22 protein-coding genes, 1 tRNA gene and 2 pseudogenes are annotated in these 26,144 nt (G+C 63.6%); 7 read left to right on the forward strand and 18 right to left on the reverse strand.

All coding sequences use genetic code 11. The features are described from left to right. Positions 1–10 precede the first annotated feature (10 nt). From ASF57_RS10665 to ASF57_RS10675, 3 genes are all read left to right on the forward strand, one after another. A complete protein-coding gene (locus ASF57_RS10665; protein ID WP_082503849.1) occupies positions 11–1,732 on the forward strand; it encodes a type I secretion system permease/ATPase in 1,722 nt (573 codons plus the stop codon). Further along, positions 1,732–3,000: an HlyD family type I secretion periplasmic adaptor subunit gene (locus tag ASF57_RS10670; protein WP_056482984.1), complete on the forward strand. Its 1,269-nt coding sequence runs from the start codon at positions 1,732–1,734 to the stop codon at positions 2,998–3,000. The genes ASF57_RS10665 and ASF57_RS10670 overlap by 1 nt, the downstream gene beginning before the upstream one ends. Positions 3,001–3,259: 259 nt before the next feature. Further along, entirely contained in the window at positions 3,260–4,279 is a 1,020-nt protein-coding gene (locus ASF57_RS10675; protein WP_056482988.1) for a helix-turn-helix domain-containing protein, read from the forward strand. Between the two features lie 854 nt (positions 4,280–5,133). Here the strand turns inward: ASF57_RS10675 and ASF57_RS10680 are convergent. The 3 genes and pseudogenes from ASF57_RS10680 to ASF57_RS25630 form a co-directional block, all read right to left on the reverse strand. Then, positions 5,134–7,047, reverse strand: a pseudogene (locus ASF57_RS10680) (potassium transporter Kup). 192 nt (positions 7,048–7,239) lie between these two features. Beyond that, the gene (locus tag ASF57_RS10685; RefSeq protein WP_056482991.1) at positions 7,240–7,449 is read right to left on the reverse strand and encodes a hypothetical protein; all 210 of its coding nucleotides are present in this window, start codon (positions 7,447–7,449) and stop codon (positions 7,240–7,242) included. A 428-nt stretch (positions 7,450–7,877) separates the two neighbouring features. Beyond that, positions 7,878–8,252: pseudogene (locus tag ASF57_RS25630) on the reverse strand (transposase family protein); the annotation flags it as partial. A gap of 189 nt (positions 8,253–8,441) precedes the next feature. On the opposite strand from ASF57_RS25630, the gene ASF57_RS10695 reads away from it, so the two are divergent. After that, a complete protein-coding gene (locus ASF57_RS10695) occupies positions 8,442–8,633 on the forward strand; it encodes a hypothetical protein (protein WP_056482998.1) in 192 nt (63 codons plus the stop codon). A gap of 232 nt (positions 8,634–8,865) precedes the next feature. Here ASF57_RS10695 and ASF57_RS25635 read toward each other — a convergent pair. After that, positions 8,866–8,971, reverse strand: a tRNA-OTHER gene (locus ASF57_RS25635). Between the two features lie 322 nt (positions 8,972–9,293). Between ASF57_RS25635 and ASF57_RS25640 the strand changes: the two genes are divergently transcribed. After that, on the forward strand, positions 9,294–9,641 hold the full coding sequence (locus ASF57_RS25640; RefSeq protein WP_156376076.1) for a hypothetical protein: 348 nt from the start codon (positions 9,294–9,296) through the stop codon (positions 9,639–9,641). Between the two features lie 112 nt (positions 9,642–9,753). On the opposite strand, the gene ASF57_RS10700 is transcribed toward ASF57_RS25640, so the two are convergent. After that, positions 9,754–11,376: a Na+/H+ antiporter gene (locus tag ASF57_RS10700; protein WP_056483001.1), complete on the reverse strand. Its 1,623-nt coding sequence runs from the start codon at positions 11,374–11,376 to the stop codon at positions 9,754–9,756. A 170-nt stretch (positions 11,377–11,546) separates the two neighbouring features. Here ASF57_RS10700 and ASF57_RS10705 point away from each other — a divergent pair, with 170 nt between their 5' ends. Together ASF57_RS10705 and ASF57_RS10710 are read left to right on the forward strand one after the other, a co-directional pair. Next, positions 11,547–12,038 carry an HAD domain-containing protein gene (locus tag ASF57_RS10705; protein ID WP_156376077.1) on the forward strand — a complete coding sequence of 164 codons (492 nt, stop codon included), beginning with the start codon at positions 11,547–11,549 and terminating at the stop codon, positions 12,036–12,038. 253 nt (positions 12,039–12,291) lie between these two features. Continuing rightward, a complete protein-coding gene (locus ASF57_RS10710) occupies positions 12,292–13,029 on the forward strand; it encodes a hypothetical protein (RefSeq protein WP_056483006.1) in 738 nt (245 codons plus the stop codon). A gap of 3 nt (positions 13,030–13,032) precedes the next feature. Here ASF57_RS10710 and ASF57_RS10715 read toward each other — a convergent pair whose 3' ends face one another. From ASF57_RS10715 to ASF57_RS10780, 13 genes are all read right to left on the reverse strand, one after another. After that, positions 13,033–13,278 (reverse strand): hypothetical protein, encoded by a 246-nt coding sequence (locus ASF57_RS10715; protein ID WP_056483009.1) that lies wholly within the window; start codon positions 13,276–13,278, stop codon positions 13,033–13,035. Between the two features lie 60 nt (positions 13,279–13,338). Next, on the reverse strand, positions 13,339–13,989 hold the full coding sequence (locus tag ASF57_RS10720; protein WP_056483050.1) for a NepR family anti-sigma factor: 651 nt from the start codon (positions 13,987–13,989) through the stop codon (positions 13,339–13,341). Positions 13,990–14,291: 302 nt separating this feature from the next. Then, positions 14,292–14,615 carry a hypothetical protein gene (locus tag ASF57_RS10725; RefSeq protein WP_056483012.1) on the reverse strand — a complete coding sequence of 108 codons (324 nt, stop codon included), beginning with the start codon at positions 14,613–14,615 and terminating at the stop codon, positions 14,292–14,294. An 887-nt stretch (positions 14,616–15,502) separates the two neighbouring features. After that, positions 15,503–16,474: an alpha/beta hydrolase gene (locus ASF57_RS10735; RefSeq protein ID WP_056483018.1), complete on the reverse strand. Its 972-nt coding sequence runs from the start codon at positions 16,472–16,474 to the stop codon at positions 15,503–15,505. Between the two features lie 72 nt (positions 16,475–16,546). Beyond that, complete coding sequence (locus ASF57_RS24650; protein ID WP_082503847.1) at positions 16,547–17,149, reverse strand: hypothetical protein; 603 nt, start codon at positions 17,147–17,149, stop codon at positions 16,547–16,549. A 474-nt stretch (positions 17,150–17,623) separates the two neighbouring features. Further along, on the reverse strand, positions 17,624–18,904 hold the full coding sequence (locus ASF57_RS10740) for a cation:proton antiporter (RefSeq protein ID WP_056483021.1): 1,281 nt from the start codon (positions 18,902–18,904) through the stop codon (positions 17,624–17,626). A 148-nt stretch (positions 18,905–19,052) separates the two neighbouring features. Beyond that, on the reverse strand, positions 19,053–19,436 hold the full coding sequence (locus ASF57_RS10745) for an acyl-CoA thioesterase (protein ID WP_056483024.1): 384 nt from the start codon (positions 19,434–19,436) through the stop codon (positions 19,053–19,055). Positions 19,437–19,460: 24 nt separating this feature from the next. Then, the gene (locus tag ASF57_RS10750) at positions 19,461–20,135 is read right to left on the reverse strand and encodes an HAD family hydrolase (protein WP_056483026.1); all 675 of its coding nucleotides are present in this window, start codon (positions 20,133–20,135) and stop codon (positions 19,461–19,463) included. 101 nt (positions 20,136–20,236) lie between these two features. Beyond that, positions 20,237–21,415: a zinc-dependent alcohol dehydrogenase gene (locus tag ASF57_RS10755; protein ID WP_056483029.1), complete on the reverse strand. Its 1,179-nt coding sequence runs from the start codon at positions 21,413–21,415 to the stop codon at positions 20,237–20,239. Between the two features lie 999 nt (positions 21,416–22,414). Beyond that, positions 22,415–23,701 carry a DUF3829 domain-containing protein gene (locus tag ASF57_RS10765; RefSeq protein ID WP_056483036.1) on the reverse strand — a complete coding sequence of 429 codons (1,287 nt, stop codon included), beginning with the start codon at positions 23,699–23,701 and terminating at the stop codon, positions 22,415–22,417. 167 nt (positions 23,702–23,868) lie between these two features. After that, the gene (locus ASF57_RS10770; protein ID WP_056483039.1) at positions 23,869–24,501 is read right to left on the reverse strand and encodes a methyltransferase domain-containing protein; all 633 of its coding nucleotides are present in this window, start codon (positions 24,499–24,501) and stop codon (positions 23,869–23,871) included. Positions 24,502–24,692: 191 nt separating this feature from the next. Beyond that, positions 24,693–25,085 carry a group III truncated hemoglobin gene (locus tag ASF57_RS10775; protein WP_056483042.1) on the reverse strand — a complete coding sequence of 131 codons (393 nt, stop codon included), beginning with the start codon at positions 25,083–25,085 and terminating at the stop codon, positions 24,693–24,695. A gap of 56 nt (positions 25,086–25,141) precedes the next feature. Then, positions 25,142–25,783: a 2,3-bisphosphoglycerate-dependent phosphoglycerate mutase gene (locus tag ASF57_RS10780; RefSeq protein ID WP_056483045.1), complete on the reverse strand. Its 642-nt coding sequence runs from the start codon at positions 25,781–25,783 to the stop codon at positions 25,142–25,144. Between the last annotated feature and the right edge of the window lie 361 nt (positions 25,784–26,144).

Genomic DNA, 26,144 nt, shown 5'->3' on the forward strand with positions numbered 1-26,144 from the left:
CGCTCTTCCGATCTCGGAGCTCCCCCAGGCCCTGGCGCGGTGCCGCACGGCCTTTATTGGCGTGGCCGCCATGAGCGGGCTCGTGAACGTGCTCTATCTGACGGGCTCGTTCTTCATGCTCGAAGTCTACGATCGCGTCATCCCGAGCCGATCSGTACCGACCCTGGTCGGCCTGTGCGTGCTGGCGCTGGTGCTYTACGTCTTCCAGGGCCTGCTCGAGGCCCTGCGCTCCCGGGTGCTCGTCCGCATCGGCGCGGCCCTGGACGAGTCCCTGAGCGGGCGCGTCTTCGACATCGTGGTGCGYGCCCCGCTCAAGGGGGCCGCCCCCGGCGACGGCCTCCTGCCCCTGCGGGACCTCGATGCCCTGCGGGCCTTCCTCGGCGGGTCGGGTCCGTCCGCCTTCTTCGATCTGCCCTGGATGCCGATCTACCTGCTGATCTGCTTCCTGTTCCATCCCCTGATCGGCGTCGCCGCCCTGATCGGCGCGGCCGTGCTGGCGATGCTCGGCCTCCTCACCGACCGGGCCACCAAGCAGCCGGCCCAGACCGCCACCGGCCACGGCCTGCGCCGCAACGGCCTCGCCGAATCCGGACGCCGCAACGCCGAAGTGCTCGCCGCCATGGGCATGCAGGGACGCTTCGCCACCCGCTGGGCGATCGCCAACCGCGACTACATGCTGTCCCAGCAGAGCACCTCGGACATCGCCGGCGGTTACGGCGCCGGGTCCAAGGTCTTCCGCATGGCCCTGCAATCCGGCGTGCTGGCGCTCGGTGCCTACCTCGTCATCAACGGTCAGGCCTCGGCCGGCATCATCATCGCCTCCTCGATCCTGGTGGCGCGGGCGCTCGCCCCGGCCGAGCTCGCCATCGCCAACTGGAAGGGCTTCGTCCAGGCCCGCCAGTCCTGGGCCCGCCTGTCCGAGCTGTTCGCCCGCATGCCGGCGGGGGACAGGCCCCATCCGCTGCCGGCCCCCATCCGTTCGCTCCAGGTCGAAGGCATCAGCGTGGCGCCGCCCGGAACCCCGCGCCTCGTGGTTCAGGACGTCACCTTCGCGCTGCAGGCCGGCCAGGGCCTCGGGATCATCGGTCCCTCGGCCTCGGGCAAGTCGAGCCTGGTGCGCGCCCTGGTCGGCGTCTGGCCGGCCCTCCGGGGCAAGGTCCGGCTCGACGGCGCCGCCCTCGACCAGTGGACGGCCGACGATCTCGGCCCCCATATCGGCTTCCTGCCCCAGGAGGTCGAGCTGTTCGCCGGCACGGTGGCCGAGAACATCGCACGCTTCGATCCGCAGGCCCCCTCSGAGGCGGTGATCGCGGCCGCCCGCGCGGCGGGCGTGCACGACCTGATCCTGCGCCTGTCCGAGGGATACGACACCCGCATCGGCGAGGGCGGGGCAGGCCTCTCCGCCGGCCAGCGCCAGCGCGTCGGCCTCGCCCGCGCACTCTACGGCAATCCCTTCCTGGTCATTCTCGACGAGCCCAACGCCAATCTCGACGCCGAGGGYGAGAACGCCCTGACCCAGGCGATCATCGGGGTGCGCCGGCGCGGCGGCATCTGCGTGGTCATCGCCCATCGGCCGTCGGCGCTGGGCGCCGTCGACCTGATCCTGATGATGGCCGAGGGCCGGGTCCAGGCCTTCGGACCCAAGGACGAGGTGCTCAAGCGCGTGCTGCGCCCGGCSTCGGTTCCCGTCGAAACACGGGCCGCCCCCGGCGCCCTGCAGGAGAGTGCATGATGGCCGTCGCCCTCAGCCCGACCGACCTCCATCCCGCCCTGACGGCGCCGCGCCCCACCGCCCAGGGCTCGATCCGCCGCCACCTCGCCCTCGCCCTCGGCCTGGGCGCGGTGCTGGTGGTCGGYGTCGGCGGATGGGCCACTTTCACCTCCATCTCCGGTGCCGTGATCGCGCCGGGCCAGCTCGTGGTCGAATCCGACGTCAAGAAGGTGCAGCACCCCACCGGCGGYGTCGTCGGCGAGCTCCGGGTGCGCGAGGGCTCGCGGGTCCAGGCCGGCGACATCCTCATCCGYCTCGACGAGACCCAGGTCCGGGCCAACCTCGACATCGTCCTCAAGGCGCTCGACGAGCTCTCGGCCCGACGCGCCCGCGACGAGGCCGAGCGCGACGGAGCCGAGCAGATCACCTTTCCGCCCGAACTYCTGGCGCGCGCGGGCAGCGACCCGGCRGTGGCCCGCCTGATCGAGGGAGAGACCCGGCTGTTCACGTCCCGCGTGGCGGGCCGCGAGGGCCAGAAGGCGCAGCTGCGCGAGCGCGTCCAGCAGTTGCGCGARGAGATCAAGGGCCTGACCGAGCAGGTCGCCGCCAAGGCCCGCGAGGTCGGCTTCATCACCGGCGAGCTCACGGGCGTGCGCGAACTCTACGCCAAGAACCTRGTGCCGCTGGCCCGCGTCAACGCCCTGGAGCGCGACGCCGCCCGCCTCGACGGCGAGCGCGGACAGCTCGTCGCCGCGACRGCCTCGGCGCGGGGCAAGATCGCCGAGACCGAGYTGCARATCCTGCAGATCGACGGCGACATGCGCACCGAGACCGGCAAGGACCTCGCGGARATTCGCGGCAAGTGGTCGGAATATGTCGAGAAGCGCGTGACCGCCGAGGACCAGCTCAAGCGGGTCGACATGCGCGCCCCGCAATCRGGCACGGTCCACCAGCTGACGGTGCACACCATCGGCGGATTGGTGACGCCCTCCGAGGCCGCCATGCTGATCGTGCCGGAGGCCGACCAGCTCGCGGTCGAGGTCAAGATCCAGCCCCAGGACATCGACAACGTCCGCATCGACCAGCCGGCGGTGCTGCGCTTCTCCGCCTTCAACCAGCGCACCACCCCGGAGATCGACGGGGTGGTGAGCCGCGTCTCGGCGGACGTGACCACCGATCCGAAGACCGGGCCGGTCGAGACCTTCATGCAGCTCGGCAACCGTTCCGTGCTCAGCTATCTCACCAAGCCCCTGACCGACCAGATCGCCAAAGCGTGGAAAGAAGGCTGATGCTTCCGAAAAACAAGGGTCTTCCCGACATTAGGTCATGATCGTCGCCGTCATGATCGGGTCTCAGAGCGGATAGGTAGGTCGCGACGCGATGTTGCCGTCGCTGATGACCTGCAAGGTCGCCTGAAGCAGCCATCCGCCATCCTCGCGATAGTTTCTGCCCTTCGTCGATCGCACGCCAGCATTTGGCTTGCCCCGCCGAGGAACGCATGCCTAACGTCCTACGCCGAACGGGTCGGATGGCGAAGGATTTGACTCGTTGGGCGCAGAGGACACGACGGCTGAGGCGGGCCTGCCGTACTTTTTCCTGACCACGTCAGGCTTGCCCCCGGGAGAGGCCTTCGAGCGGTGGCGCACCCTCATGGCGCCGATGTACGAGGTTGGTCCGACCACGCCATCCGCCCTCCTGCCTTTTGGCACCAATGTCGCGTACCAGATCGGTGACCTGGTTGCTCATCGTACACTGCTCTCGACCCAGCGCATCCAGAGGGACCGCCGACGCGTCGAGGCCGGTCCCGACCACTTCCTGTTCCAGCTCTGGCGGAGCGGCCGCTACCGAGGGACCATCGCTGGCCGTCCCGCCTCTGTCTCGGCTGGCGCCGTAGCACTCATCGGTCGCCGTCACCTGCTCGATGGTATGTTCGATCGGGCTGATACGACCGGCTTGGTCGTACCCTGCACCCATCTCCATGGATTGCCGCTCGAGGAGCACGGCCTCCTCTTCGATGCGGCCCGCAACCGGTTGCTGGCCACACAGATCCTCAGCATCTACCGTCGATTGCCGACCACGCGCCCAGACGACGCTCCGGCTCTCGCCAATGAGTTCGTCACCTTCCTGCGTCGCTTGCTCGATCCCTCGCAGACCTCGGACGTGCTGGATGGCCGTGAACTCGACGGCAGCCTGATGGCGCTGGCCAAAACCATAGTGCGAGCGAACCTGTCGCGGCCCGATCTGTCACCGGAGTTCATCGCTGGGCAGATGCTGGTCTCGCGGTCCACCCTCTACCGACTGTTTGAGCCCGAGGGAGGCGTGATGTACTTCGTGCAAGGCGAGCGCCTAAAGGCGGTGCGCGATGCCCTTGCCGATCCCATGGAGACGCGCACGATTGGCCGCTTGGGGGAGGTGTTTGCCTTCAGCAGTGTCTCGCAACTCAGCCGCAGCTTTCGCAACCGGTACGGCTCGTCGCCCCAGGCATGGCGTGGCGAGCGTCGGGTGGCTCAGCGGATCGGCAGTCAGGGGACGTTGAAACACGTCTGGGCATGGCTGCGCGAAACTTGAGGTATCGTTGCTGTCAGTCGCGCCCTGAACAATGTGCAGGATTGCGGGATTATCTCCCTCCGGGATCGAATGCAGCTGCTTCTCAGGCTTCTATGGAGCGGCCGGCGGATTGTCGATGGGCTACAGATCGGCGCCCGGTAGTGGCTTATCAGCGGTGGTCACACCTGATCGCGTGGAAGCGCCATTCTCTCAACAGTTTACGCATAAACCACGCATGGCGAAGTCGATCAGCGCGACAGCCGAGCAAGGCTCCCGCTCCCATCAGACCAATCGGCTTCAGTCGTGAAGTATCGCAGCAAGCGGTATAAGCCAGCGGTCGCGATCGGATCGGAAAGAGGCGGGCATCCCAACTCCGATCTGATGAACGCCATTCTAGGTCGATGTGGTTTAAATTTCCTTAGTTCGCACCAGCAGGACGCAAAACGTAAACCTAAGCTTTCGCGTTTTAGACCGGAATAAATGTATGCTCACTACCTCATCGACTAGGTTAAATATCGGAATTACCATCGTTTTCTTGACAGTATCGACCACGATCCGACAGGTTGTATACGAAGATCGAAGACCATCGTCAGCCAAGCTGATGATCGGCAGGGTATGAACCGGGGAATGTATTTGATTGCCGCTTCTATCCGCTTCCTCGCTAGTGCGAATGTTTGCTTCATCTTCGCTCCTTAGGGTTTACGCTGAAGCAAGCCTCCTCCATTCGTGAAGACTGTCACTAAGTCCCACAGGTACTGAAGTCGGACATGCGTAGGGCGAGGGAAACAGCTTGATCTGACGCACTGCGAGCACGACCCCCGCCCGCAGCGCAGGGGACCGAAAGCATCTTCGATCGCAATCGGACCTCACCGGGCTCAGATGTCGATCCGGGCGCCAATCTCAACGACCCGGTCTACCGGGATGCGGAAGTAGCGGGACGCGTCGGTGGCCGCACGGGCCATGGAGATGTAGAGCCTGTCCTGCCACACCGGCATGCCGGTCTCCGGCGAGGCGACCAGCACCCGCCGCGTTAGGAAGTAAGACAGATCGCCCTTGTCCAGGCCCGCAGCCCCGACGGCGCGTGGAAGGTCGGGCAGTTCGGTGAACCCGAAGCGCACCGTCACGCACGAAAAGGCGCCGGACAGCTTCTTCACGGAGACGCGCTCGGCGTCGGCCACCCGCGGTAGATCCTCCGTGACGACGTGCAGGATGAAGTTGTTCGCGTGCAGCACGCGGTTGTGCCTGACGTTGTGCATCAGGGCCCCCGGGGTATCACCGGGGGTACCTGTCAGGAACATCGCCGTTCCCGGCACCCGCTGGATCGAGCCGGTCTCGGCCATTTGCGTAAATCCGGACAGCGGCACGCGCCGACGGTGGATCTCCTCGGCGATCAGAGCCGAACCACGTCGCCAGGTCCACATCGCTGTGACGAGGGCGGCACCGATGGTCAGCGGCACCCAGCCCCCATGGAGGATCTTGAGAGCGTTGGCCGAGAGGAACACCACCTCAATGAGCAGGAACGGCGCGATGACCGCGGCCGCGACCGCAGGCGACCAGCGCCAGACCTTCCAGGCGACGACGAAGAGCAAGCAGGCGGTGATCACCATGTCGCCGGTGACCGCGATACCGTAGGCCGCCGCCAAGCCGCTCGACGACTTGAACAGCACCACGACGAATACGACCGCGACGAGCAGCCACCAGTTCACCCGGGGGATGTAGATCTGCCCCTTCTCGGTCTCGGAGGTGCGCAGGACGCGCATACGCGGCAGCAGGCCGAGTTGCATCGCCTACTGTGTAATCGAGAAAGTGCCGGTGATCACGGCTTGGCTGGCGATGACCGTCGCCACCGTGGCGAGCAGCACCATCGGCAGCAGTGCCCAGGACGGATAGAGTAGGAAGAACGGATTCTCGGCTCGCTCCGGGTGGGCGAGCAGCATGGCTCCCTGGCCGAGATAGTTCAGCGCGAGCGCCGGCAGCACCAGCCCGAACCAGGCCGCGCGAATCGGCGTGCGACCAAAGTGTCCCATGTCTGCGTAAAGCGCCTCCGCCCCGGTCACAGCGAGGAACACGGCACCGAGCGCCAGCAGGCCGGCCGTGCCGTGGCTCAGGATGAAGGAAATGCCGTAGGCGGGATTGAGCGCACCCAGAATGCTCGGATCGTCGACGAGGTGGCTCAGGCCGCCAAGCGCCATGACGATGAACCAGAACGCCGTGAGGGGGCCGAAGAAGGTTGCCACCCGCGCCGTCCCGTAGCTCTGGACTGCGAACAGGCCGATCAGGATGGCGAGGCTGATTGGCAGGACGTACGGATCGGTGGCCGGGGTCACCAGCTTCAGCCCCTCCACCGCCGAGAGCACCGACATGGCCGGCGTGATGATGGCGTCGCCGAAGAACAGCGAAACGCCGACCATGCCCAGCACGATGACGAACCCGCCGGAATGGCCCAGCGCGCGCTGGGCCAGCGCGACCAGGGAAGGCGTGCCGCCCTCGCCGTCGTTGTCGGCCCGCATCACCAACAGCACATACTTGAGCGTAACGATAAGGATGAGCGCCCAGAGGATCAGCGAGACGACGCCGAAGACCATCTCGCGGGTCGGTGCGTGCCCCCCTCCGGCGGCTGCGTGCAAGGACTCCTTCAGGGCGTAGAGCGGGCTGGTGCCGATGTCGCCGTAGACCACGCCGACTGAGCCGAGTGTCAGCGCCCAGAACCCTGTCTTTGGCCCATCGCCGGCCGCGGAGGGCAAAGGGGTCTGTGCCGTCGGGTATTCGGTCCTGGCTATCACGGGCATCCATGGGCTCCACGTCCGCGAACGTGGGGAGCTCGCAAGGCAAGCCTCAACGATCGAAGGGACAGGAACGTTCGCGCTTCCAAACGTGGCTGTCGTCGGCCCACGACCTTTCGGATCTAGCGGATGTCGCTGGAAATCTCGTCGCCAGCTTCAATCGAGCCCGGCGCCCAGGAAGGCCGGCGGGTATACTGGCTAACGAAGGGTCGCGCTCTCATCGGATCTCAGCTGCCGATCCTCGCCTTCTGCCCCCCCGAGCGAGACGTGCGAGTTCAATCGTCCCAAATGGTCGAACACATGCTGGAACGCGTTCGTCACGGCCTGCTCGAAGGAACCATCGCTCTTACCTTGGGCTCCCTTCAGGGCCGCGAGCAATTCGCGGTGCTTTTCGGTGTCACTGGACATCTTCGCTCCTCGCTTCCGGACACGCGCCGGCACATCAAGCCAAGCCGGTTCCTGCACCGAGGTTCCGAGCGCCAGACGTTGTCCATCCCCATGCGGGAACGGGTCGCATGTGTGCCAATTCGGCGAAATCCCTCCTTCCCGTCGAATGGTACAATCCTTTGGTCAATTTCCTCCAACAGATTTGAGCGCCGTGCCACCCTCGGCAAGCCGGGACTAGCCGAGGGTATCACCAAGAGGCAAATGATGGATCCCGTCGGATCCGGGCGACCGGACCTGAGAATGCTGATTGGCAGTTGATACGCTGGCGATGCGATGACGGGGCATGGGCACGTTTTTGGCGGCATGGCGGCGGCGGACTCCTGTACGGTGCCTTTGAGCCTATGTTTTGAGAGCCGCCCTCAAAGACGATCCGATTGACGGTATCGCCGCACCGGCATGGATGGCCGCCGAGACAGTCGGGCTCCGGCCTCGCCGCCCAGCACCATGCCGATCTCGGTCTGCGCCTCGGCTAAACGGGCAGTCCGGTGCGCCTTGGAGTCCATCAAGCCTGAGATGCGCTCGACGAAGATCCGGCTCGGGCAATGGCTGCACCGGAAGCAGCGCACCTGGACGCGCCACGTGACGGCCCGGTCCTGCTACGGCAGGTCCAAAAGCGTTCGCCAGTAGCGGCTATGGACCCGGGACGAGGTATGGCCGCAGTGGAGACAGAAAGCCTGCGCAGCGGTAGTCCTGGCGAGAAGCAACAGCCCGGACGGATCGAGCGTCAGGTCATCGACGTGCAGCCCATCGGGCACTGTCGGCAAAGACTGGTTCGTAAGCGGCATCTGACGCCTCCCCAATCCTATTGAGGATCAACGCCCAAAAGCCAAATCTGACTCCATCAGCACCAGAAGTGCGGATGAACCAATGTTCAACGCTGTCTGACAATCAAAGGACGGGACCGACGCCGGCTTGCTGGTCTGGTTCAAGCCCGGCCCCCTGGGTTCGACGCCGTGTACCTGACGCCTGACAAGGGAGCCAAGACGCTCAAGCCCGCCCCGGCCGCGCTCCTGATGCGCGCTGGCGTCTACCACCTCCTAGACCGACGCTACGTCGAAATCGCGGTCGCACCGCTGCTGAAGTTTAACCCCGACACCCAGTCGCCGCACCATCCCGAGGACGAGCCGGACATCCGCCTGCTTTAGCCGCTGGCGGGAATCTAGGTGGCCGGCACCAAAATCACCCGATCGGCTATGATACACCTTCCAGCCTAGGACTGTCCACGACGCGCGGGACCATTGTATTTTGACCCGCCCGGGAATGGAATCCGGGCGGACCTCGCGACAGCCGTGCAGAAAAGTCCGCCCGAGAAGCAGAAAGCCCCGGACGCAATGTCCAGGGCCTGCCGTCTAAGTCACTGTAACGACTTGAAATTAGTGGTAGCGAGGGACGGATTTGAACCGCCGACACAAGGATTATGATCTGCGCGCGAGCGTGGCTAAGTCATTGATCGCGCACGCGTCTCTGATGCGCTGCGCTAGCTCTGTACTAACTACTGTTCTGTCCGCCCTCCCCTGCCATAACGAACCTGCCGGTCACGATTTGCACGTCGCTTCAACTCCGGCCCGAACAGGAGTGACACCGGAGGGAACTCCAGCACCCGTGGCTTCTTGCCTCGCAGGATACCGGGATGATGGAGTGTGTCATGGCTTCGGACGATAAGACGATAGCCCCCGTTCTCAACGTGCCGCCCAAGGGCAAGCCCCTGGTCGAACCCCGCGTCAGCGACGATCAGGCCGAGGCCGGCCCAACCTCGCCTGGCCGCGTTGCCCCATCTCAGGACCCGGGTCCGGAAACAGGCGGCTATGACGATCACTCGCCAAGTCGGCACCCGACGAACGAGAAGGGCGGCTACGGTGCCGGATGAGGAAAGAACAGTTACAGACCTGGATCGTGCTGAATGGCGAGCCCAAGGCCTGAAGGCTGGCGATGACTACGGCAGCGAACTTGCAGCGCTGGCAAGGGGTGACGTCGGTGACCTACAATTTCAGGATCTTGTTGCATCAATGGGCGTGAAACTCCGAGAAGAGGCTCAGCGTCTCAGAGACATGGCAACCCCGGAGGAACTGATCGAGGAGTTCACCCGAGCGGCCGTCGAGCGCGTAATGCTTAGGATGCACGCTACTCATACCGCGTTCGACACATCCTCCTGACTTCACTTCTAGAGGCGCCCTGCTTTTGGCATTGCCGGGGAGATCCCGCAGGGCGCCTAAACCGTGTTGACCGTCTGCATATTGATCGAGATTTGCCGGACTTGTTGGTCTCTCAGGAAGCGAGCCGTGCCTCGACCAAGTCGATTTCACGGATGAGCCGACGCAGGACAACATCATCGAGGGCGTGCGAGCGACGCAGGCGATAAAGAGACTGCCGTTCGGCCTCGATACCAGCGAGGCGCAGGCGTTTCTCGGTCATTGCGATCTGCTTGACGCGGGTAAGATCTTTTCTCGGTTCTGTCGTCGGAGCCTCCAGGCCTTCGTAGCGATCCATGGCACGTGCGCCAGCTTCAACTGCGATGGAGGCGTCCTCCTGCTCCTCGACGAGGCGATGTTGTAGGGCCTCGATGGCCTTGACGGCATCATCGCGCGCAGCCGCGCGGGCAGCATCCTCCTCTGCATCGTGGCTAGGCTCGGGGGGAAGGCGGAGACCGCGCAAAAGCGGCGGCAGCACCGTGCTTGCGAGCAGAAGCGACGTTAGGATCACCCCCATTGCCAGGAGGATGGACAGGTCGCGGGCAGGAAATGGTGTACCGTCCTTGAGGGTCAGCGGCAGGGTGAGGATACCCGCGAGGGTGATTGCGCCCTTCACGCCGGCGAGTGTCGTAGCGGCCACGAGGCGCATGGTCGGCGTCTCGCGTCGATCGCCGCGACGGCGTGCTTTCATCAGCACGAACTGGAGCGAGACCCAGACCCAAACGAACCGGATCGCCATCAGGCCAGCGGTGATGGCCAGGATCCAGGCGACGAGCCAGCCCGCGCCCTGGACGTCGGCCTGTGTGACGGCGTGTTTGAGTACCTCCGGCAATTGCTCGCCAAGCAGCACGAAGATAGAGCCGTTCGCTGCGAGCGCGACGGTGTCCCAGACGGCGGTGCGCCGAACCCGCGTAGCGCCCAGGCTGCGTCCCTGGATTTCGACGTAGGTCATGGCGATACCGGCCGCGACTGCTGCCAGGATGCCGGAAGCGTGCACATGCTCAGCGGCAAGATAGGCCCCGAACGGCGTGAGCAGGCTGAACAGGATTTGTAGGCCGGGGTCCTCGCCTGTGCGCCGACGCAGTAGGTCTTGCGCGCCCATGAGTAGGAAGGTCGTGGCGGCACCGATCCCGATGCCACCGAGAGCGAGCCAGACGAATGTGGTTGCGGCCTCGGGAAGCGAGAACGTCCCGGTCAGGGCGGCGGCGATTGCGAAGCGCAGGCAGACAAGGCCAGTGGCGTCGTTGAGGAGGGCCTCTCCCTCGAGAATGTGCATGAGGCGGCGCGGGACCGGCGCCTGAGCTGCCACCGAGGAGACCGCAATGGGATCGGTGGGAGACAAAACGGCCGCGAGCGCGAAGGCCACGGCGAGCGGGATGCCCGGGATCATTCCATGGATAAGCGCCCCAATTCCCAGCACAGTTAGAACGACGAGGCCGAGTGCGAGGGCCAGAACCGTCTTGCCGTCACGAAAGAGGTCGCGCTTCGGAATGCGCCAGCCGTCGAGGAACAACAGGGGCGGCAGGAAGACGAGGAAGAAGATCTCTGGGTCCAGAGAGGTGCTTGGGAGCGGGCCCAGGGCCAGCGCTACGCCGATAGCGATCTGGATCAGCGGTAGTGGCAATGGCAGCAGGCGCCCGAGAGCCCCGCTGACGAGGACAGACAGCAGTAGAGCAAGAACAACGGTGACGCTTTCCATTCATCTCTTTCGTGGGAGGCTGGGACGCAGTGTGCCGCGTGCATAGTCCGTCGAGGCATAGCTACCCACCTTCGATTAACCGGACCGAGAGTGTGCTGGACGGCCACGGCGTCGCGTTGTAGCCGTGCCGAAGCGGGATCAGAGCTGTCGCAGTGAACGGAGACGCGATCTTGGACGCACGCGAGAGCCGGGCACGACCAACGATCTATCTTGATGTCGATGGCGTCGTGACCACCGTCGCCTATCAACATCGGGCGGGCAAGGACAGTCTCGATCCGATCCAGGTCGCTCGCGTAGCAGCCCTCGTGCAGATGTTCGACGCACAGGTGGTCGTATCGTCGACGTGGCGCGTCGCCGATTGCCGGCCGACTTTGGTCGAGGCTGGCCTGCCCGAAGGCTGCTTTCATCCCGACTGGCGCACAGCCATTCTCCCGACGAGCCGGGATGAGAAGACTGGTGGGATGCTGCCAGCCGAACGAGCCCGCCGCGGCGACGAGATTGCCGAGCATGCGAGCCGGAACCGCATTACGAATTACCTCGTCCTGGACGATGTCGACGTTGGGCCCGTCCATACGGGCCGGCATGTCCGGCCGGACGCAGAGCGCGGTCTAAGTGAAGCCGACAATGACCTCGCGCGGCAGCTTCTCGCGAGGGCAGCCTGATTGATGCTGCGTCAGGAAAGCGCAGGCCGGGTATTCACTGCTTTACGATTTTGAAGCACTTGAACTTTGCCTGAACGCCGATCATTCCATGACGGTGGTGTGACAATCGCGTCGTACCACTTCCCGACATCGACACGGTCATCCTGACCTACGCCGGACCTGCCTGTCCGGACACCCTGCGTGACGTCGCACTCGTGCGGCTCTCATGGGCGCGTCGCGTCGGATCACCGATCGGCAGGAAGGAGTGGCTGCGATGCGTCGTTTTCTGAACCGGGTTCGGACGTCCAGTCCCTCGCTCGCCGCTTTGGGTATCGTCGAACGCTCGGCTGCCGGGGCGCATGCGTCCCTCATAGCCAAGGGCTGGGCCGAGATCGGCTACGGGTATCACGGCAGCGTTCATGCCCATCCGGACCACCCAGACATTGTCGTGCGTCTCGCTCGCAAGGCCGACGGGTTCGGTGACTATGCGGCCCTGCTACGCAAAGGGTTCGAGGGGTCGGATGGGCCGCATGCGCCGCGGGTCCATGACCTGCAGGTCAGCCGCTGCGGAGCTTTGATGACCGTCGGTTCACGTCTGGCCGATCCGCGGCCTGATACCTGGTGGTTGGCTTACGCCCACGCAGTCCTTGCGGACCATCCCAGTGTCGCGATGGACGAGGGTGTCCGCGACCGGTTCAAGGCGGAATGGCCTACCCATGAACCCAGGATCGATCACTCGAGCTTCGATGGCATCCGCGAGGAGTTCCGGGCTGCGTGGCCAGGGTTTGAGGCCTATGTGGCCACTTTGCGTAGCGCTGCTCCTCGTGCCCTGGACCCGAACATCGGCAACGTGCTCGTTGGGCAGGACGGAAGTCCCGTGGTCAACGATCCGCTCTGCGACGACGGGTTTGGCTTATGGCGCTCGCCGCTCTCACGCCTGACGACGCGCTTTGGGGATGTCCTTCGCCGCTTGGCGGGCACCTCATTCGGTCGAGCGCCTGCGTCCGCCTAATCTTCATCCCCGCGAGGCATGCCAGCCGGCCGCATACCAGGATCCAAGAAGGCCTGGACAACCAACCTCTCGAACGACGGGAGCCCCGCAGGCGGTCATCAGCTCCCGCAGAAACTCCACCTCTTCCTCGGTCTCGGCCAGGGTCATGAACCCTGTCCGCGCATGCAGCACGCGCTCACCAAGGAGCACGAGAAGATCGAAGCGTCCATCCGGCTGATCGACGATGCTGTAGGTGACCTGCTGAGCCATAGGGCTTCCTACGCGGGTCAGCTGCCAAAAGTTGCACGAAGGATGCGCGCCGTTGCCCCCTCAGGCATGGGTACGGTCATTGGATGCCTTGAGGGTCTCTGTCAGGAATGCCCGTGCTCGGCTCACCCGGCTCTTCATCGTGCCCGTTTGCGTACCCAGGAGAGCGGCAGCCGCTTCGTAGGTCATGCCCTGACCCGCTACGAGCAGCAGGGCCTCACGCTGTGCCGGCGGCAGCTTGGCGAGGATGGCCCACACCTTCTGCAGCTCGATGCCATGCTCCTGTGAGGGCAGCACGATGAGCTGAGCGGCCGCGGTACCATCGGCATCCTCGACCTCCCGCTTGGCCTTGCGGCACTCGGTGTAGAACTGGTTGCGCAGGATGGTGCAGAGCCACGCCATGAGGTTCGTCCCCGGCACGAAGCGGTCCTGGCTCTTCCATGCCTTCAGCAGCGTCTCCTGCACCAAATCATCGGCGCGGGTGGGGTTCACAACAAGCGACAGCGCAAAGCCACGCAGGCCCGGCAAGGCAGCGAGCAGCTCCTGGCGAAACACGGATGCCGCCTGAGAGCCCTGATGGGCGAGCGCCACGTCGAGCTGCGCGATCAGATCGAGAAGCCGCTGTGGCTGCTCCTCTGTCGTGAGAGAGCCGTACACGGCTTGAAGCTGACGTCCGAGATGATCGCGAACAATCTCGGGCAAAGAGGGGCTCATGGCCGAAGCGCTCAGTTTGCCTTGGGAGGCTTCATGGAAGCCCTCGCGCGTCTTCGGCTTCTGGTGGTCTTCCGTGCTCATGCTGTCCCGCCTCTCTCCTCTGCGGGCTAACGGGCTCGGGAGCTTTAGGAAATTGCAGTCGGGAGCAATTGGCAGATCAATTCTGAATGCTGCCTAACGTGGACTTAGATCGATGTTCAGAAAGGGCACGGGGCTTTGGGGTGCCGCTGTGACACGGCACGTGGGTTGGTCTCCTCGAACAGTGAGACGGCCGTCGGTAGCGTCCTACTTGGCCCCGAGCATCATCGCCGCTTGGGGCGCTCGGAACTCGCTGACAGCTTCGAGAAGGCGTCCTCGCACATGCTGCCCAGGTTGCTCCGCATCAGGTTCCTCGCCCAGACACGACGGCCATCGTCCATCAGGACTTGGGCGACTTCCTGCGGCGTCTGCTTGGCGCACGCCTTCATGATCTTCATCAGCGGGTACTCGGTCTCTTTCCCACACGACTTCCTCGCCTGGAGGAAATAGCCATAGTCCTTGAAGTGCTTAGGGCAATCCTCATCTGCCATCGCCACCACGGGCGCGAGTACGCTGAACGCGAGAAGGAAAGCGAGCGGAACCTGCATCCGTGATCCTTGATGGGCCAAACAGTGGAGGGTTCAGCGAGCCGCCCCCTCGGACCGTCCCAGAAACACAGAAGCTCGGATTTCCGTTTCGTGGCCATCGCTCGGTTAGGAAAGTTTTAACCATGCTGGCCCAGAAACAGGCGTATCAGACCGGAAGTCAGGTGCCCGCCTCATTCCGAGCTGGTCGTGACAGCTGGCTCGCACGGCTGGCCGCGATACTTCACGACTGAAGCCGATTGGTCCGATGGGAGCGGGAGCCTTGCTCGCCTGTCGCGCTGATCGGCTTCGCCATGCGTGATAGAGGCGTAACCTGTTGAGGGAATAGCGCTTCTACGCGATCAGGCGTAGGCTCGCCCTATGTTCAGGTGGCGCATCTACCTCATAACATCCTTGGTGCTTGCACCTCCCATTGCCGGTCTCTGGCTTCAGGCCTGGCACATTGGGGTCGGCTTGAAGTGGCTTGAGCCCGAAGCCGATTTACTGGTGATCGCATCGCTATCAGTCGGAGCCAGTGCGCTCCTGGCCCTCTTCATCACGCGATCGATTGCGGGGTCGTAGGAACATCAGGAATTGTAGCTGACAAGCGCGACCACCCAAGATCCGTGGTCCTTTACCAGGGCCTGTGCTTCGGCTTCGTTGGCCGTCGGAACGCGAGAGCCGGACGATTGGATCTCATAGACGTCATAGCTCGCTGCCGTGCTCGCTGGCCCGACGTGACCGAACCCACGAGGTGCACGGCCATGATGGCGATCGAAGAGCAAGACTGCAGCGTCAGGTGACGCCACATCCCCAACCTGACCGAAGCGGGCCGTGTCGCCGTAGACACGTCCCGTAACCCTCTCGATGGCGATGTAGTGTGCCATGCTCGTGCGTCCCGCCTTGCCCAGTTACACGCGGCTGTCACGTCCCATCTCGAATGCGCGGTCGATGGCCTGGACGACATGCTTTGGCGCAAGGTGATGGATCATGTGGCCCATGCCTGGCACGACGATGAATTCGCTCTGCGGCAGGGCGTGATGCAATCGCTCAGACTGACGTCCGACATCCGCAATCTGATCGTCGGCTCCTGCGATGATCACGACGGGCAGCTTGAGTTCGGGGTAGTGCTCCTGCAGTTCGACCGTCACAGGCGTCATCAGAGCCGCGTCCTCCGCTGAGGCTCGCAGCTGTAGAGGTCGCAGCATCATCTCCTTGGGGAACTCGCGATCAAACCGCTCCGGCACGGGAGCGGGCGCGAACATCCCCTTGATCATGCCTGGCATCAGTGCACGCCCAACGAGCGGCGATACGGTGTAGCGTAGAACGTCGCCGATGCCCGGGATCGCTGGGGGTGAAGCCAGGATCACGTCGGCGCGCAGCGTCGGGTAGTAGTAGCCCGAAGCCAAGACGAGGCTGCGCACGAGACCCGGAGCTTGCAGCGCTAAGGACACGGCGACAAGGCTGCCCCAGGAGTGTCCGAGGACCACAGCTTTCGAGACGCCGAGCCTCTCCAGCGCCTTTTCGTACAAAGTCGCATGCGCCCGCGGGGTCCAGAGCCCTCGGGGCCGGCTGCTGTAGCCATAGCCCGGCCGGTCGAAGACGATCACGCGGTAGCGCTTGGCGAGTTCGTCCACGATCCCGCTGACCAGGAAGTCCTGGATCATGGTGCCGTTGCCGTGGATCAGCACCAAGGGCTGTCCATGACCGCGAACGATGTAGTGCAGGCGGACACCATCCACGGTCATGAAGTCGCCGATGGGTGGTGTACGTCGTTCGGCTTCGCGGGCCTTTGAGACCGCATAGAGCGCGGATGCACCAAGAGCAGCAGCGGACCCGAGCAGAGCGGGAACTAGCCAAGGCGGAGTGGAACGGCGCGTCATGATGTGATCCTGCGTGATGAGAGAGGCTCCCTGATCGAGGAGACGGCGTTTCCGAAAAGGGGGTGGGCGTCTTCAAGGACGTGAGGCAGCTTCCAGAAGCTTGGGAGACATCGCAGCGAGAGCCAGGAGCGGCCCCGGCATGACGACGCCTGCCCGCCGCATCGTCTGCGCAACCGCTCGGCAGCCCTGAATGTCGTTGGCGCCCGCTGCGTTCTCGATCTGCTGTACGTTCTCGGCAGAAGGCTTGGGCACCGCCGGAGCGGCTGGTGCTGCAGCAGACGCAACCTTTGCAGGTCCCGATGCCGTAGCCGTGGAGCCCACCGGAGCAGACTTGTTTTGCGCGTCCCCCTGTGGACCGGCAGCACCCGGTCCAGACGCTGTGATCTGCCCGCTCTGACCGGAGGTGTTCTGCGGCGTGCCCGGCGCTGAAGGTTTTGCAGAGGTATCGTCGCTCTTCTTGGCCGTCACGGCTGTTGCGAGCTGTGGCGGTGTCTCTGCAGCCTTGGTCGCGGCCTCGGGTTGTTTAACGAAGGCAACGAGTTCTTGGCAGAGGTTCGCAGGTCTACCAGTGCCGCCGGTGCTATCGCTCGGAGACTGAACCGAAGCACCTTGAGCGAATGCTAAAGCTGGTGTCAGAACCAGCGCGGCGATCATCATCGCCTTCAAAGCCTGCATGTCGATGTCCTTGGATCAGCTGGGAACAGCGCAGACGCGTTCGCACGTGCTGATCACAGGAAACTGATCGCGAGGTGATTGGTTGCGACGGAACTTTCGGCGAAAAACAGCCTCGCAAGACATCCGTCCTATTTGCATTTCTGTTGGGTATCCGATTGGTTTCCCGTCACCCGTCACCCGTCACCCGTCACCCGTCACCCGTCACCCGTCACCCGTCACCCGTGACCTGAGGCAGCAAATTACGAAGAGGGCGGCAAACGAACCTAGCTTTGTGTCTGGAAGTGGACGTTCTGATTCCGACCCAATCCAGCCGGTGAGGCATCCGGATCCGGCGTGCAATAGTAGACATTCGTAGGTTCCAGCCGCTTATACGGAAGCGTAGCCCGCGAGCGTCCTTGTCAGTGCAGGTGCGCCCGAAGACCAAACCAAACCGAACAGGACATGCCAAAATGGATGGCACGCCGCCATGCACGTTCACTCTGTGGGAATGGGAAGGGTTAAGTCGAGCTGCGCGCTCTCAGTGTTCCTTCCCATCCGGCGGTCGAGGGCGCGAAGGACCGGCGTCACGGTGACGCCGTGCAGGAGAATAGAAATCAGCACCGTCAGCCCGGCCGTTGCCCAGAGGAGATCCATTTCCTCGAAGACGGCATGACCTGTCGCGAATGCAAGATAGTAGACCGTCCCCAATCCTCGAATTCCGAAGAAGCTGACAACGGCACGATCCTCGGTAGATCGCCCGCTTCCGAGCAGTCCGATCCAACAACACAGGGGTCGTACGACGAGGAGGGCCACCAGGGCGAAGGCAACCGCCGGCCAAGTCAAGGCACGAAGCAATCCTCCACTGACGAGCACCGCCCCAAACCCAACCAGCAGCACCATCATCAATAGGCGTTCGAGTTCTTCAGCGTAGTCGTGCATCTTGCGATGGTACTCGTGGCCGCGGCTGGATGAGCGCAGGGCGAGGGCCGCCGCGAACACGCCGATGAAACCGTATCCGTCGAGAGCCTGGACGCATCCATAGGCGATGCAGGTCACGCCGAGCGCCACGAAACCGTCTCCAGTACGGGAAAGCTTCGACAGGTTGGGTAGGTGAAACATTAGCCATCCCAACCCTCGGCCGACCGCCGCTCCAAAAACGGCTCCTACAGCGATCTTCCAGAGCACGTCGACCGCAAGCCAGTGCGACCACGACAAACCGGCAAGACCGCTAGTGGCCAGGGCGATGGCGAGGTTCACGAAAGGGAAGGCCAAGCCATCGTTGAGCCCTGCCTCCGAGGTCAGCGCGAAACGCGGCTCGTCCTCATGGTCTTCGTCGGGGTGGCCAACCTGAACGTCGGATGCCAAGACTGGGTCGGTGGGTGCTAGCGACGATGCAAGGAGCAGTGCCGACGCGAGGCCGAGCTCGAGAAGGGTCGGTCCCACCACGGTCAAGGCGAGGATCGTCAGCGGCATGCCGATGCCAAGCAGGCGCCATGTCACCGACCAGGTTCGCCAACCGAACAGGCGATCGATTTTGAGACCCGCGCCCATCAACGAGATGACGACCACAGCCTCGGTGGCATGCTCAATCAGCTTGGCGTGGGATCCGGGATGGGGCGTGAGTTCCGCAACAACCGGAATGGTCGACATGGCCGCGCCGATGCCGACGCAGCATATGGGTAGCGAAAGAGGCAGCGCCCGGAGCACCATCGGCAACCATGCCGTCAGAAGCACCAGGACACCGAACCCGGCGACGACGAAGACATAGTATTCCATAATGACTTAAGCGATTCCGGAACCCATTGTTCAATGAAATGACGCGTTCACGACATTGGCAGTGGGTCTAAATCACTGCGCCGACATCGTTCGCGGTGAGTTTTTGACCTTGGAACGACGCGTGCGTCCATGTCCCGTCGGACCGCAGCTAGGTACGATGCTGCGGCTTCCCCTCGTCGTCCAAGGCGACGTAGGTGAATACTCCTTCGGTAACCTTCTGCGGATCACCTCCGGTCCTGTCCCGGATCCAGACCTCGATTCGCACGCTCAACGATGTCTCACCGTCTGCCTGCAGGGTGCAGTAGCAACTCACCTCATCGCCCACCGAGATCGGCCTGAGAAAACGCATCGCGTCGATGCTGACCGTCGCTACGCGGCCCTTAGTCCTCTGTGCGGCCAAGGTTCCGCCGGCCAGATCCATCTGCGAGACCGTCCAGCCTCCGAAGATGGCGCCAGCAGCGTTCGTGTCGCGCGGCATGGCGATGGTGCGCAGGTGCGGACCTTCGGACGCACTTGGGCTCGTGGCTGTCATGGAAGGTGCTCCGTCTTTGTGCGATCAGGTCTGTGACCCTGCGAGTGGCGAGACCTCGTATCGAGCGAGCAGGTCAGCCGGATCCCGATAGGTGGCGATGCAGCCTGCCTGCATGAGTTCCTCGGCTGTCCAACCGCCCGTAAGCAGCCCAATCGTTCGGATGCCGGCCTTGGCAGCGGCTTCGGCATCGTAGGGCGTATCACCGACGACAATGGCATCCTGTGCCGCGACGCCGTCGAGGCGCTTTAGAGCAGCCTGGAAGATGTCCGGGTTCGGCTTGCTCTCCTCGGCGTCGTCAGACGACGTCTCGATGCTGATGAGATCCTCGATGTCGGCGATCTTCTTGTAGGTCTTGAGCTCGTCGCCCTTGGCGGAGGAGGCCAGTGCGAGTTGCTTGCCGTCGGCTCGCAGGCGTTCGACGAGCGCTCGGACCTGCGGCAGGCCCTTGATGGTCGGGAGGTAGCGTTCCTTCAGTATCCCCGAGCGGTGCTCCTCTAAGGCGTCGCCCTTCTCGACGATTTCCGCCTTCGATAGGAACACCGGCATCAGCAAGTCCCCACCCTTCCCGATCTGCCGTCGTAGATCCTCGAACGGGATGTCGTAACCGAAGTCCTTGAAGGCATCCTGCCAGGCTCGGGCGTGCTGGGGGACCGAGTCGATGAGTGTGCCATCGACGTCGAAAATTACTGCGGTGGGCATGAAACGCTTTCTGGTCTGTCGTGGGCGATGGCGGCCAATGAGGAGCCTGCCGTGCCTTCGTTCCCCGGAGGCGGACATGCTCCGCCCGCGGGGTCGTCGGTTCAGCCGTGCGGCTTGAACACGACCTTGGTGCAATTGTCCTTCTTGTCCCGGAACAGGTCGTACAGCGCCGGGCCATCCTCCAGGTTCGTGGAGCGATGGCTGATGATGAAGGACGGATCGATGTCGCCGTTCTGGATGCGCTCCATCAGCGGCTTCATGTAACGTACCATGTGGGTCTGGCCGGTTTTCAGGGTCAGACCCTTGTTCATCAGGATGCCGAGGGCGACCGGACCGACCGGCCCCGCGAACACGCCCGGCATCGAGACGTTCCCGCCCGGACGGCAGGCGAGGATCGCCTGGTTCAGAGCGAAGGGACGCTCCAGGCTGACGGTGTGCTCCATAATGGCGGAGGAAACCTTCTGAAGGGTGGTGTCGGCTCCGTGGGACTCCATGCCGACCGCCTCGATGACCGAGTCCGGGCCGAGGCCGTGGGTCATCTCCATCAGCGTTTCCTGGATGTTTTCGGTGGCCAGATCGATGGTCTCCGCACCGGCCTGCCGCGCGAGGGCAAGGCGCTCCGGCACGCTGTCGATGGCGATGACGCGCTTGGCGCCGAGCATCAGGCAGCACTTCACCGCGAGCACGCCGACAGGGCCGCAGCCCCAGATCGCTACCGTATCCTCCGGGCCGATGTCGCAATGCTCGGCGGCCTGGTAGGCGGTGGGGAAGATGTCGCTGAGGAACAGGACCTGCTCGTCGGTGAGGCCCTCGGGCACCACAATGGGGCCGACGTCGGCATAGGGCACTCGCAGGTACTCGGCCTGACCGCCGGCGAACCCTCCGGTGATGTGCGAGAAGCCGAACAACCCAGCTAGCGGGTAACCGTAGGTCTCCGCCTGTAGCTTACCGTTCGGGTTGGTACGCTCGCAGCAGCTCCAGTTGCCCCACTTGCACTGGCGGCACTCGCCGCAGCAGATGGTGAAGGGCACCACGATGCGGTCGCCGACCTTGAGCTTCTGGTTGTCGCGTCCGACCTCGATGACCTCGCCCATGGTCTCGTGACCGAGAACATCGCCGCACTCCATCGTGGGCATGAAGCCGCCCATGAGGTGGAGATCGGAGCCGCAAATCGCACAGGCAGTCACCTTGATGATGACGTCACGCCCGTGCTCGATCTTGGGATCCGGCACCGTCTCGCAGGAGATCTTGCCCCTGCTCTGCCAAGTAAGTGCTTTCATGTCGATGATCCCGCTAGAAAATATTGCGCTCGAAACCGCGGAAAAAACCGTCTGCCGCCGAGCGCTAAGCAGGATAACAACTAAACCCTCGGTCGCTTGATCCCGCGAACGTCGATAAGAATTCCTGCGCATTAAATCGCCCGCTCGTCTTTTGGGACGCTGAGAGGCCCATCATCGGAGGTGCCGGTGGCGAGCGTGTTCCTCCCGGGCCATCGCCGCCGGCGGCTCGGCCGCATCGACAGGCTGCAGCTGTCAGTGACGCGTAGCGGAATGCCTGGCTGCCGCGTCATCGTTCAGGGCGGCTGGGTGAACGTGCGCTTTCTCACGCTCGTGCTTCTAAACGGACTAGCCGAAAACCGACCTGAGTCGCCCTTCGGATGGCGACCCAATCACGCCGTGGAAGCCTGTTGAAGGCTATCCCACAAAGCGGACGCCGTTCAGATTAGAACAGGTATGTCTCACGAGCGAGCTGCTCGGATGGGCGGATCCGCAGGGAGTTGCGCTATGTTCAAGACACTTACGCTCGGTGCTGGCCTGATGGCTGCCAGTCTGTTCCTGGCATCGGCCACGGTTTCAGCCGCACCGCTTGGTGTCGCGACGATGCCAGAGACTGCGACAGCCGTGGAAAGCGTCCAGTACGGGTACGGCTATGGTGGCGGTGGATACGGGCGCCGCGGGTACGGCGATGGTTACGGACGCCGGGGCTACGGCGGCGGTCATCACTTTGGACCGCGCTTCGGCGGTCGGCACTTCGGTTATGGTCGGGGACGCGGTCACAGCTATGGGCACGATCGCGGCTATGGCCGCCGCGGCTTTTACTAGAACCTGAACCTAAAGGCGCCCCTCAAGTTTGAGGGGCGCTGTTTGTGGTCCGCAGCTTGTTTAGTCCAGACTGTAAGTGCGCAATTTGCTGATCGCAGTGCGGCCGATGACGGGTATAAGGGCGACCGGCGAGTCATTTGCTGCAGCGAGCGCGGACGCAGCGACTGATGCCCGAGTTCAGCCGGAGCGAGTCCGGCTCTCATTCTTCTGACAAGCTTCGAGGTCTCGGACGGAGCGGTTGTAGGTCTCGTTGAAGCGTTGCGCCGGTTGGCTTGGATCACCCTTGGCGCGAATGTCTCGGGCGACGTCCCGGCCATGCCCAATCACGCTTGCGACGGTGTCGGTGTAGCCGGTGCAGGATGAGTTCGCCTTCGGGCTCATGCTGTCGAAGGTCGTACCAAGCTGACGGTTGGCATTCGAGACCTCGCCGAGTGCAGCTAGGAAGGGCGCGACATCGGCTTTCGGTCCCAAGGCCTCGAACCGCCGGACCGCGCGGCGCAGGGTGAGGCTGGTGGAGAGGAGCCGCCGTGCCGGCGCATCCTCCGGCAGGGCCGCCAGGCGGCGCTCATCCCGGGCGATCTCGCGCTCGAACAGGGCCGTGCCGTAGGCGTCCATCGCCTTGGCGGCCGCCTCGACCCGGGGGACGAGGATCGCGTGCTGCTCGCGAGCGAACTTGAAGCCATCCTCCTTGAACTCGCGCGTGGTCTGATAGCGCGTGAGCGGCTTTAGGGTGGGATTGACGTCACGCAGGGCCGTCAGCAGTCGGGCGGCTTGAGTATCGACTTCCGGGACAACGCCCGGCAAGGCGACGGCCTTCTCCAACTCGTCGATGACCCCATCGAAGTCCACGATGCCGAAGTGGTACCAGGCGTTGGCGCCGAGCTTCGTTCCAAGCTTGAGCACCCGCTCGTTGTCGCGCTGGTAGTCGGCCAACTGCTGCTCCAAGGGATGGGACCGAACGAGGTGGTTCTGAGCCTCGGTGTAGGCGTTGGCCTTCGCCAGAGCCTGAGCCTCGGGCGTCTGCACCGAAGCCGGGCGGGCTGCTGCTCGGGCTGCTCCGGGCGGCGGTGGCGGGCTCTGCAGCAGAGCCTGGGAGGCCGCGGGTGCGGCAGGGAAATCGCACTTGAACGCGTCGATCAGGCTTTTGCGGACGGCCTCATGAGCCTGGGCGCACTGATAGGCCACGGTCGCGCGCGCCGCCTCGTTGCGCAGGACAGAGTCGCGGAAGCTCTCGCGCATCGTGCCGATTCCCTGGCGGATACCGGGACGAGCGGCTTCCGGTACGCCAGGGCTTGCAGCGCATTGGGCATAGGCGGCGAGGAAGGCGTCGCAACTCTCCACGCCCACCGGGGTCACCGGCGTGACCGCGCAGGCGGGCATAGTCGCGAACCCGACCAGGATGGCCACCACGGGGATCGCGTCACGCAGCGATCTTACCCCGAGCGTCCCTGCCGGTTCTTGCATTCGCGTCCCTTTCGTTAAGCTGCCAGGCTGGGAACCCTGGAAGGTCCCGCCCCTTGGCAGGCCGAATTTGCGGGTTGATCGGCCTAGGTCGGCCTAAACCGTCGGAGCATCGCGAAGCGGTGCCCGTATCGACCGGCTTGCGCAAGCACGACGGCACAGTGCCAGCGTCATGCTGCCGAGGTCCAGCCGATCACCGCCGTCAGAGGATCGCTGAAGCCGTGATCTGGAATCACCGCGCGCATCTCGGTCCGTGCAAAGCCGGCCTCCCGGAGATAGCACTCGACCAGGTGCGCGCGCCCTACCCCATCCAAGGCGTTCCAGATCGCCACAGCCTTGGTGGGGAAGCATCGGTTCGAGAAGCTGATCACCACCGGAGCGCCCGGGCGCAACACGCGCGCGACCTCGGACAGGACCTCGACGGGCCTCTGCAGATACTGGATCGAGACGCACATCAACGCCGCGTCGGTGCTTGCGCTGTCGAGGGGAAGCTCGGGCGCGGCGTTCAGGTCCTGAACGAAGCGGTGGGTCAGGCGGGGGTTCGCCGCGAGTTCCGCGGCGTTCAAGCCATGGCCGATGACCTCCGCGAAGGTCCTGTCCTCCGGCAGGTGGCTGACCCAACTCGACATCAGGTCGAGAACGATCCCGCCGGCCGGAACGACGTCCCGGTAGAGGGTTGTGACCGCTGCAATGGCGTCGTCGTCGATATGCGTGACGAAGCGCGGTTGCCAGTAGAATAGCGGATCGGGGCTCGAATCGCTTTTGGCGAACGCCTCAGGTGGAAAACCTGAAAACTGTTTCATGGAAGCCTCGTGCTGCCTGCCGCTGTACGCTGGCCGAAGCCGATCACCGAAAGCAATCATGCCAGAGGGCGTCATGTCTCCTCCAACGGCTACAACAACGGATTGATCCTCGGCAAAGATGCGGTGTCCATGCGGAGGGACGGATCTGATGCCGCGGAATGCTGCCCTAAAAGCGTACTGCCGAGGTGATCTCAACGATTTTGCTGTAGACTCTCTGGTCGGAAAAACAGGCCCGCTTTCAAGCTATCTCCGATCCGGTTCGCACGTTCCGTGAGGAGCATGGCCGCGTCGGAGGCGAATATTTCCTTAGCCGTTTGCTCGAATAACGCGAGCCAGCGCTCAAAATGAGCCGGGGTCAGTTCACCCAGTCTCTGATGCTTGCCGAACGGATTGCCTTTGTAGCGGCCAGATTTCAACAGCACTGAGGACCAGAAATCTTGGATGACGGTGAGGTGACGTGGCCAATCGCCATCAGGGATGATGCGAGCAAAGACCGGCCCGATTAGGGGGGCGCGCTGAACCTTGGCGTAGAAGGCGGCAAGGAAGGTTCTCAGCGTTTCTTCCGTAAGGCTGTCATGCAGCATTTGGGCTCAACCAATCCCACCACGAAGCGGGGCTTTTGGGCCCCTCCCCTCGATCGTCATAGCGAAGAGGGCGCAACAACCGAGGTCTTCTCAATCACCGCGCCCGATCCCGAGAAGCTGTAAATCAGAATCTCGCTCGTGGTGATGTTGAAGCCCATCAATGCTTCCGGGGTCATGCTTTCCAGATGCATGACGATGGATCGAAGCGAATTGCCGTGGGCGACTACAAGGACTCGTTGGCCTTCCTGAACGCGAACGGCAAGCTCCTTCTCGTAGAACGGAACCGTTCTTGTTGCGGTCATGGCAAGGCTTTCACCACCCGGGGGAACTGCATCATAGGACTTGCGCCAGAGATGGACCTGTTCCGGGCTCCACTGGTTGCGTGCCTCCGCCTTGTTCAGGCCTGAGAGTTCGCCGTAGTCGCGCTCATTCAAGGCACTGTCGGCTCGGATAGGAAGATCGCTCTGCTCGAGCTGCTCCAGCATCAGCGTCAAGGTACGCTGCGCCCGGTCCAGCTTGCTCGTGAATGCGATGTCGAAGCGGAAGCCGAGGTCCTTCAGTTTGCGTCCGGCTGCCTTCGCCTCCGCAACGCCGCGCTCCGTCAGGCTGGGATTGCGAAACCCGGAGAACAGGTTCTGCTCGTTGTCGGTGCTCTGCCCATGCCGCACGAGGACGAGCGTTCTGACTGCGGATGACATCGTTTCTCCTTGTGCCGCGCTGTCTACGCAGCTGACCGGCCAAGAGCAATGTTCTCTCGCCTGAGCGGTGCATCATCGCGGATACCAGATCAGGAAGCACTCGAACGATGGACCGAAGAGCGAAGCTGAAATGATCGATACTGGGCGCCTTCCTCGGCAGTAACCCGGACCTCCCTCAGGCAGCTCGTAGTCGCAAAGGGGGCTAGGCTGGTGGGTGCTCGTGAAGGGGTAGAGCACTGTCCCCTCTAGCAGCCTTTTGTCGGTCCTAGGGTCTGGACTCGATCAGCACCAGAAGGCGATGACGGCAGCGAGTGCGACGGCCGAGGCGTAGTTTCGGGCCAACTTGTCGTAGCGGGTGGCG

The organism is Methylobacterium sp. Leaf117 (genome assembly GCF_001422985.1).
Classification (GTDB): Bacteria; Pseudomonadota; Alphaproteobacteria; order Rhizobiales; family Beijerinckiaceae; genus Methylobacterium.

What these genes read in the sequence shown, in the direction of transcription:
- ASF57_RS10685 (WP_056482991.1), bottom strand. Translation starts at nt 7,449, where the DNA reads ATGTCCAGTGACACCGAAAAGCACCGCGAATTGCTCGCGGCCCTGAAG.
- ASF57_RS25640 (WP_156376076.1), top strand. Translation starts at nt 9,294, where the DNA reads ATGACGATCACTCGCCAAGTCGGCACCCGACGAACGAGAAGGGCGGCT.
- ASF57_RS10700 (WP_056483001.1), bottom strand. Translation starts at nt 11,376, where the DNA reads ATGGAAAGCGTCACCGTTGTTCTTGCTCTACTGCTGTCTGTCCTCGTC.
- ASF57_RS10710 (WP_056483006.1), top strand. Translation starts at nt 12,292, where the DNA reads ATGCGTCGTTTTCTGAACCGGGTTCGGACGTCCAGTCCCTCGCTCGCC.
- ASF57_RS10715 (WP_056483009.1), bottom strand. Translation starts at nt 13,278, where the DNA reads ATGGCTCAGCAGGTCACCTACAGCATCGTCGATCAGCCGGATGGACGC.
- ASF57_RS10720 (WP_056483050.1), bottom strand. Translation starts at nt 13,989, where the DNA reads ATGAGCCCCTCTTTGCCCGAGATTGTTCGCGATCATCTCGGACGTCAG.
- ASF57_RS10725 (WP_056483012.1), bottom strand. Translation starts at nt 14,615, where the DNA reads ATGCAGGTTCCGCTCGCTTTCCTTCTCGCGTTCAGCGTACTCGCGCCC.
- ASF57_RS10735 (WP_056483018.1), bottom strand. Translation starts at nt 16,474, where the DNA reads ATGACGCGCCGTTCCACTCCGCCTTGGCTAGTTCCCGCTCTGCTCGGG.
- ASF57_RS24650 (WP_082503847.1), bottom strand. Translation starts at nt 17,149, where the DNA reads ATGCAGGCTTTGAAGGCGATGATGATCGCCGCGCTGGTTCTGACACCA.
- ASF57_RS10740 (WP_056483021.1), bottom strand. Translation starts at nt 18,904, where the DNA reads ATGGAATACTATGTCTTCGTCGTCGCCGGGTTCGGTGTCCTGGTGCTT.
- ASF57_RS10745 (WP_056483024.1), bottom strand. Translation starts at nt 19,436, where the DNA reads ATGACAGCCACGAGCCCAAGTGCGTCCGAAGGTCCGCACCTGCGCACC.
- ASF57_RS10750 (WP_056483026.1), bottom strand. Translation starts at nt 20,135, where the DNA reads ATGCCCACCGCAGTAATTTTCGACGTCGATGGCACACTCATCGACTCG.
- ASF57_RS10755 (WP_056483029.1), bottom strand. Translation starts at nt 21,415, where the DNA reads ATGAAAGCACTTACTTGGCAGAGCAGGGGCAAGATCTCCTGCGAGACG.
- ASF57_RS10765 (WP_056483036.1), bottom strand. Translation starts at nt 23,701, where the DNA reads ATGCAAGAACCGGCAGGGACGCTCGGGGTAAGATCGCTGCGTGACGCG.
- ASF57_RS10770 (WP_056483039.1), bottom strand. Translation starts at nt 24,501, where the DNA reads ATGAAACAGTTTTCAGGTTTTCCACCTGAGGCGTTCGCCAAAAGCGAT.
- ASF57_RS10775 (WP_056483042.1), bottom strand. Translation starts at nt 25,085, where the DNA reads ATGCTGCATGACAGCCTTACGGAAGAAACGCTGAGAACCTTCCTTGCC.
- ASF57_RS10780 (WP_056483045.1), bottom strand. Translation starts at nt 25,783, where the DNA reads ATGTCATCCGCAGTCAGAACGCTCGTCCTCGTGCGGCATGGGCAGAGC.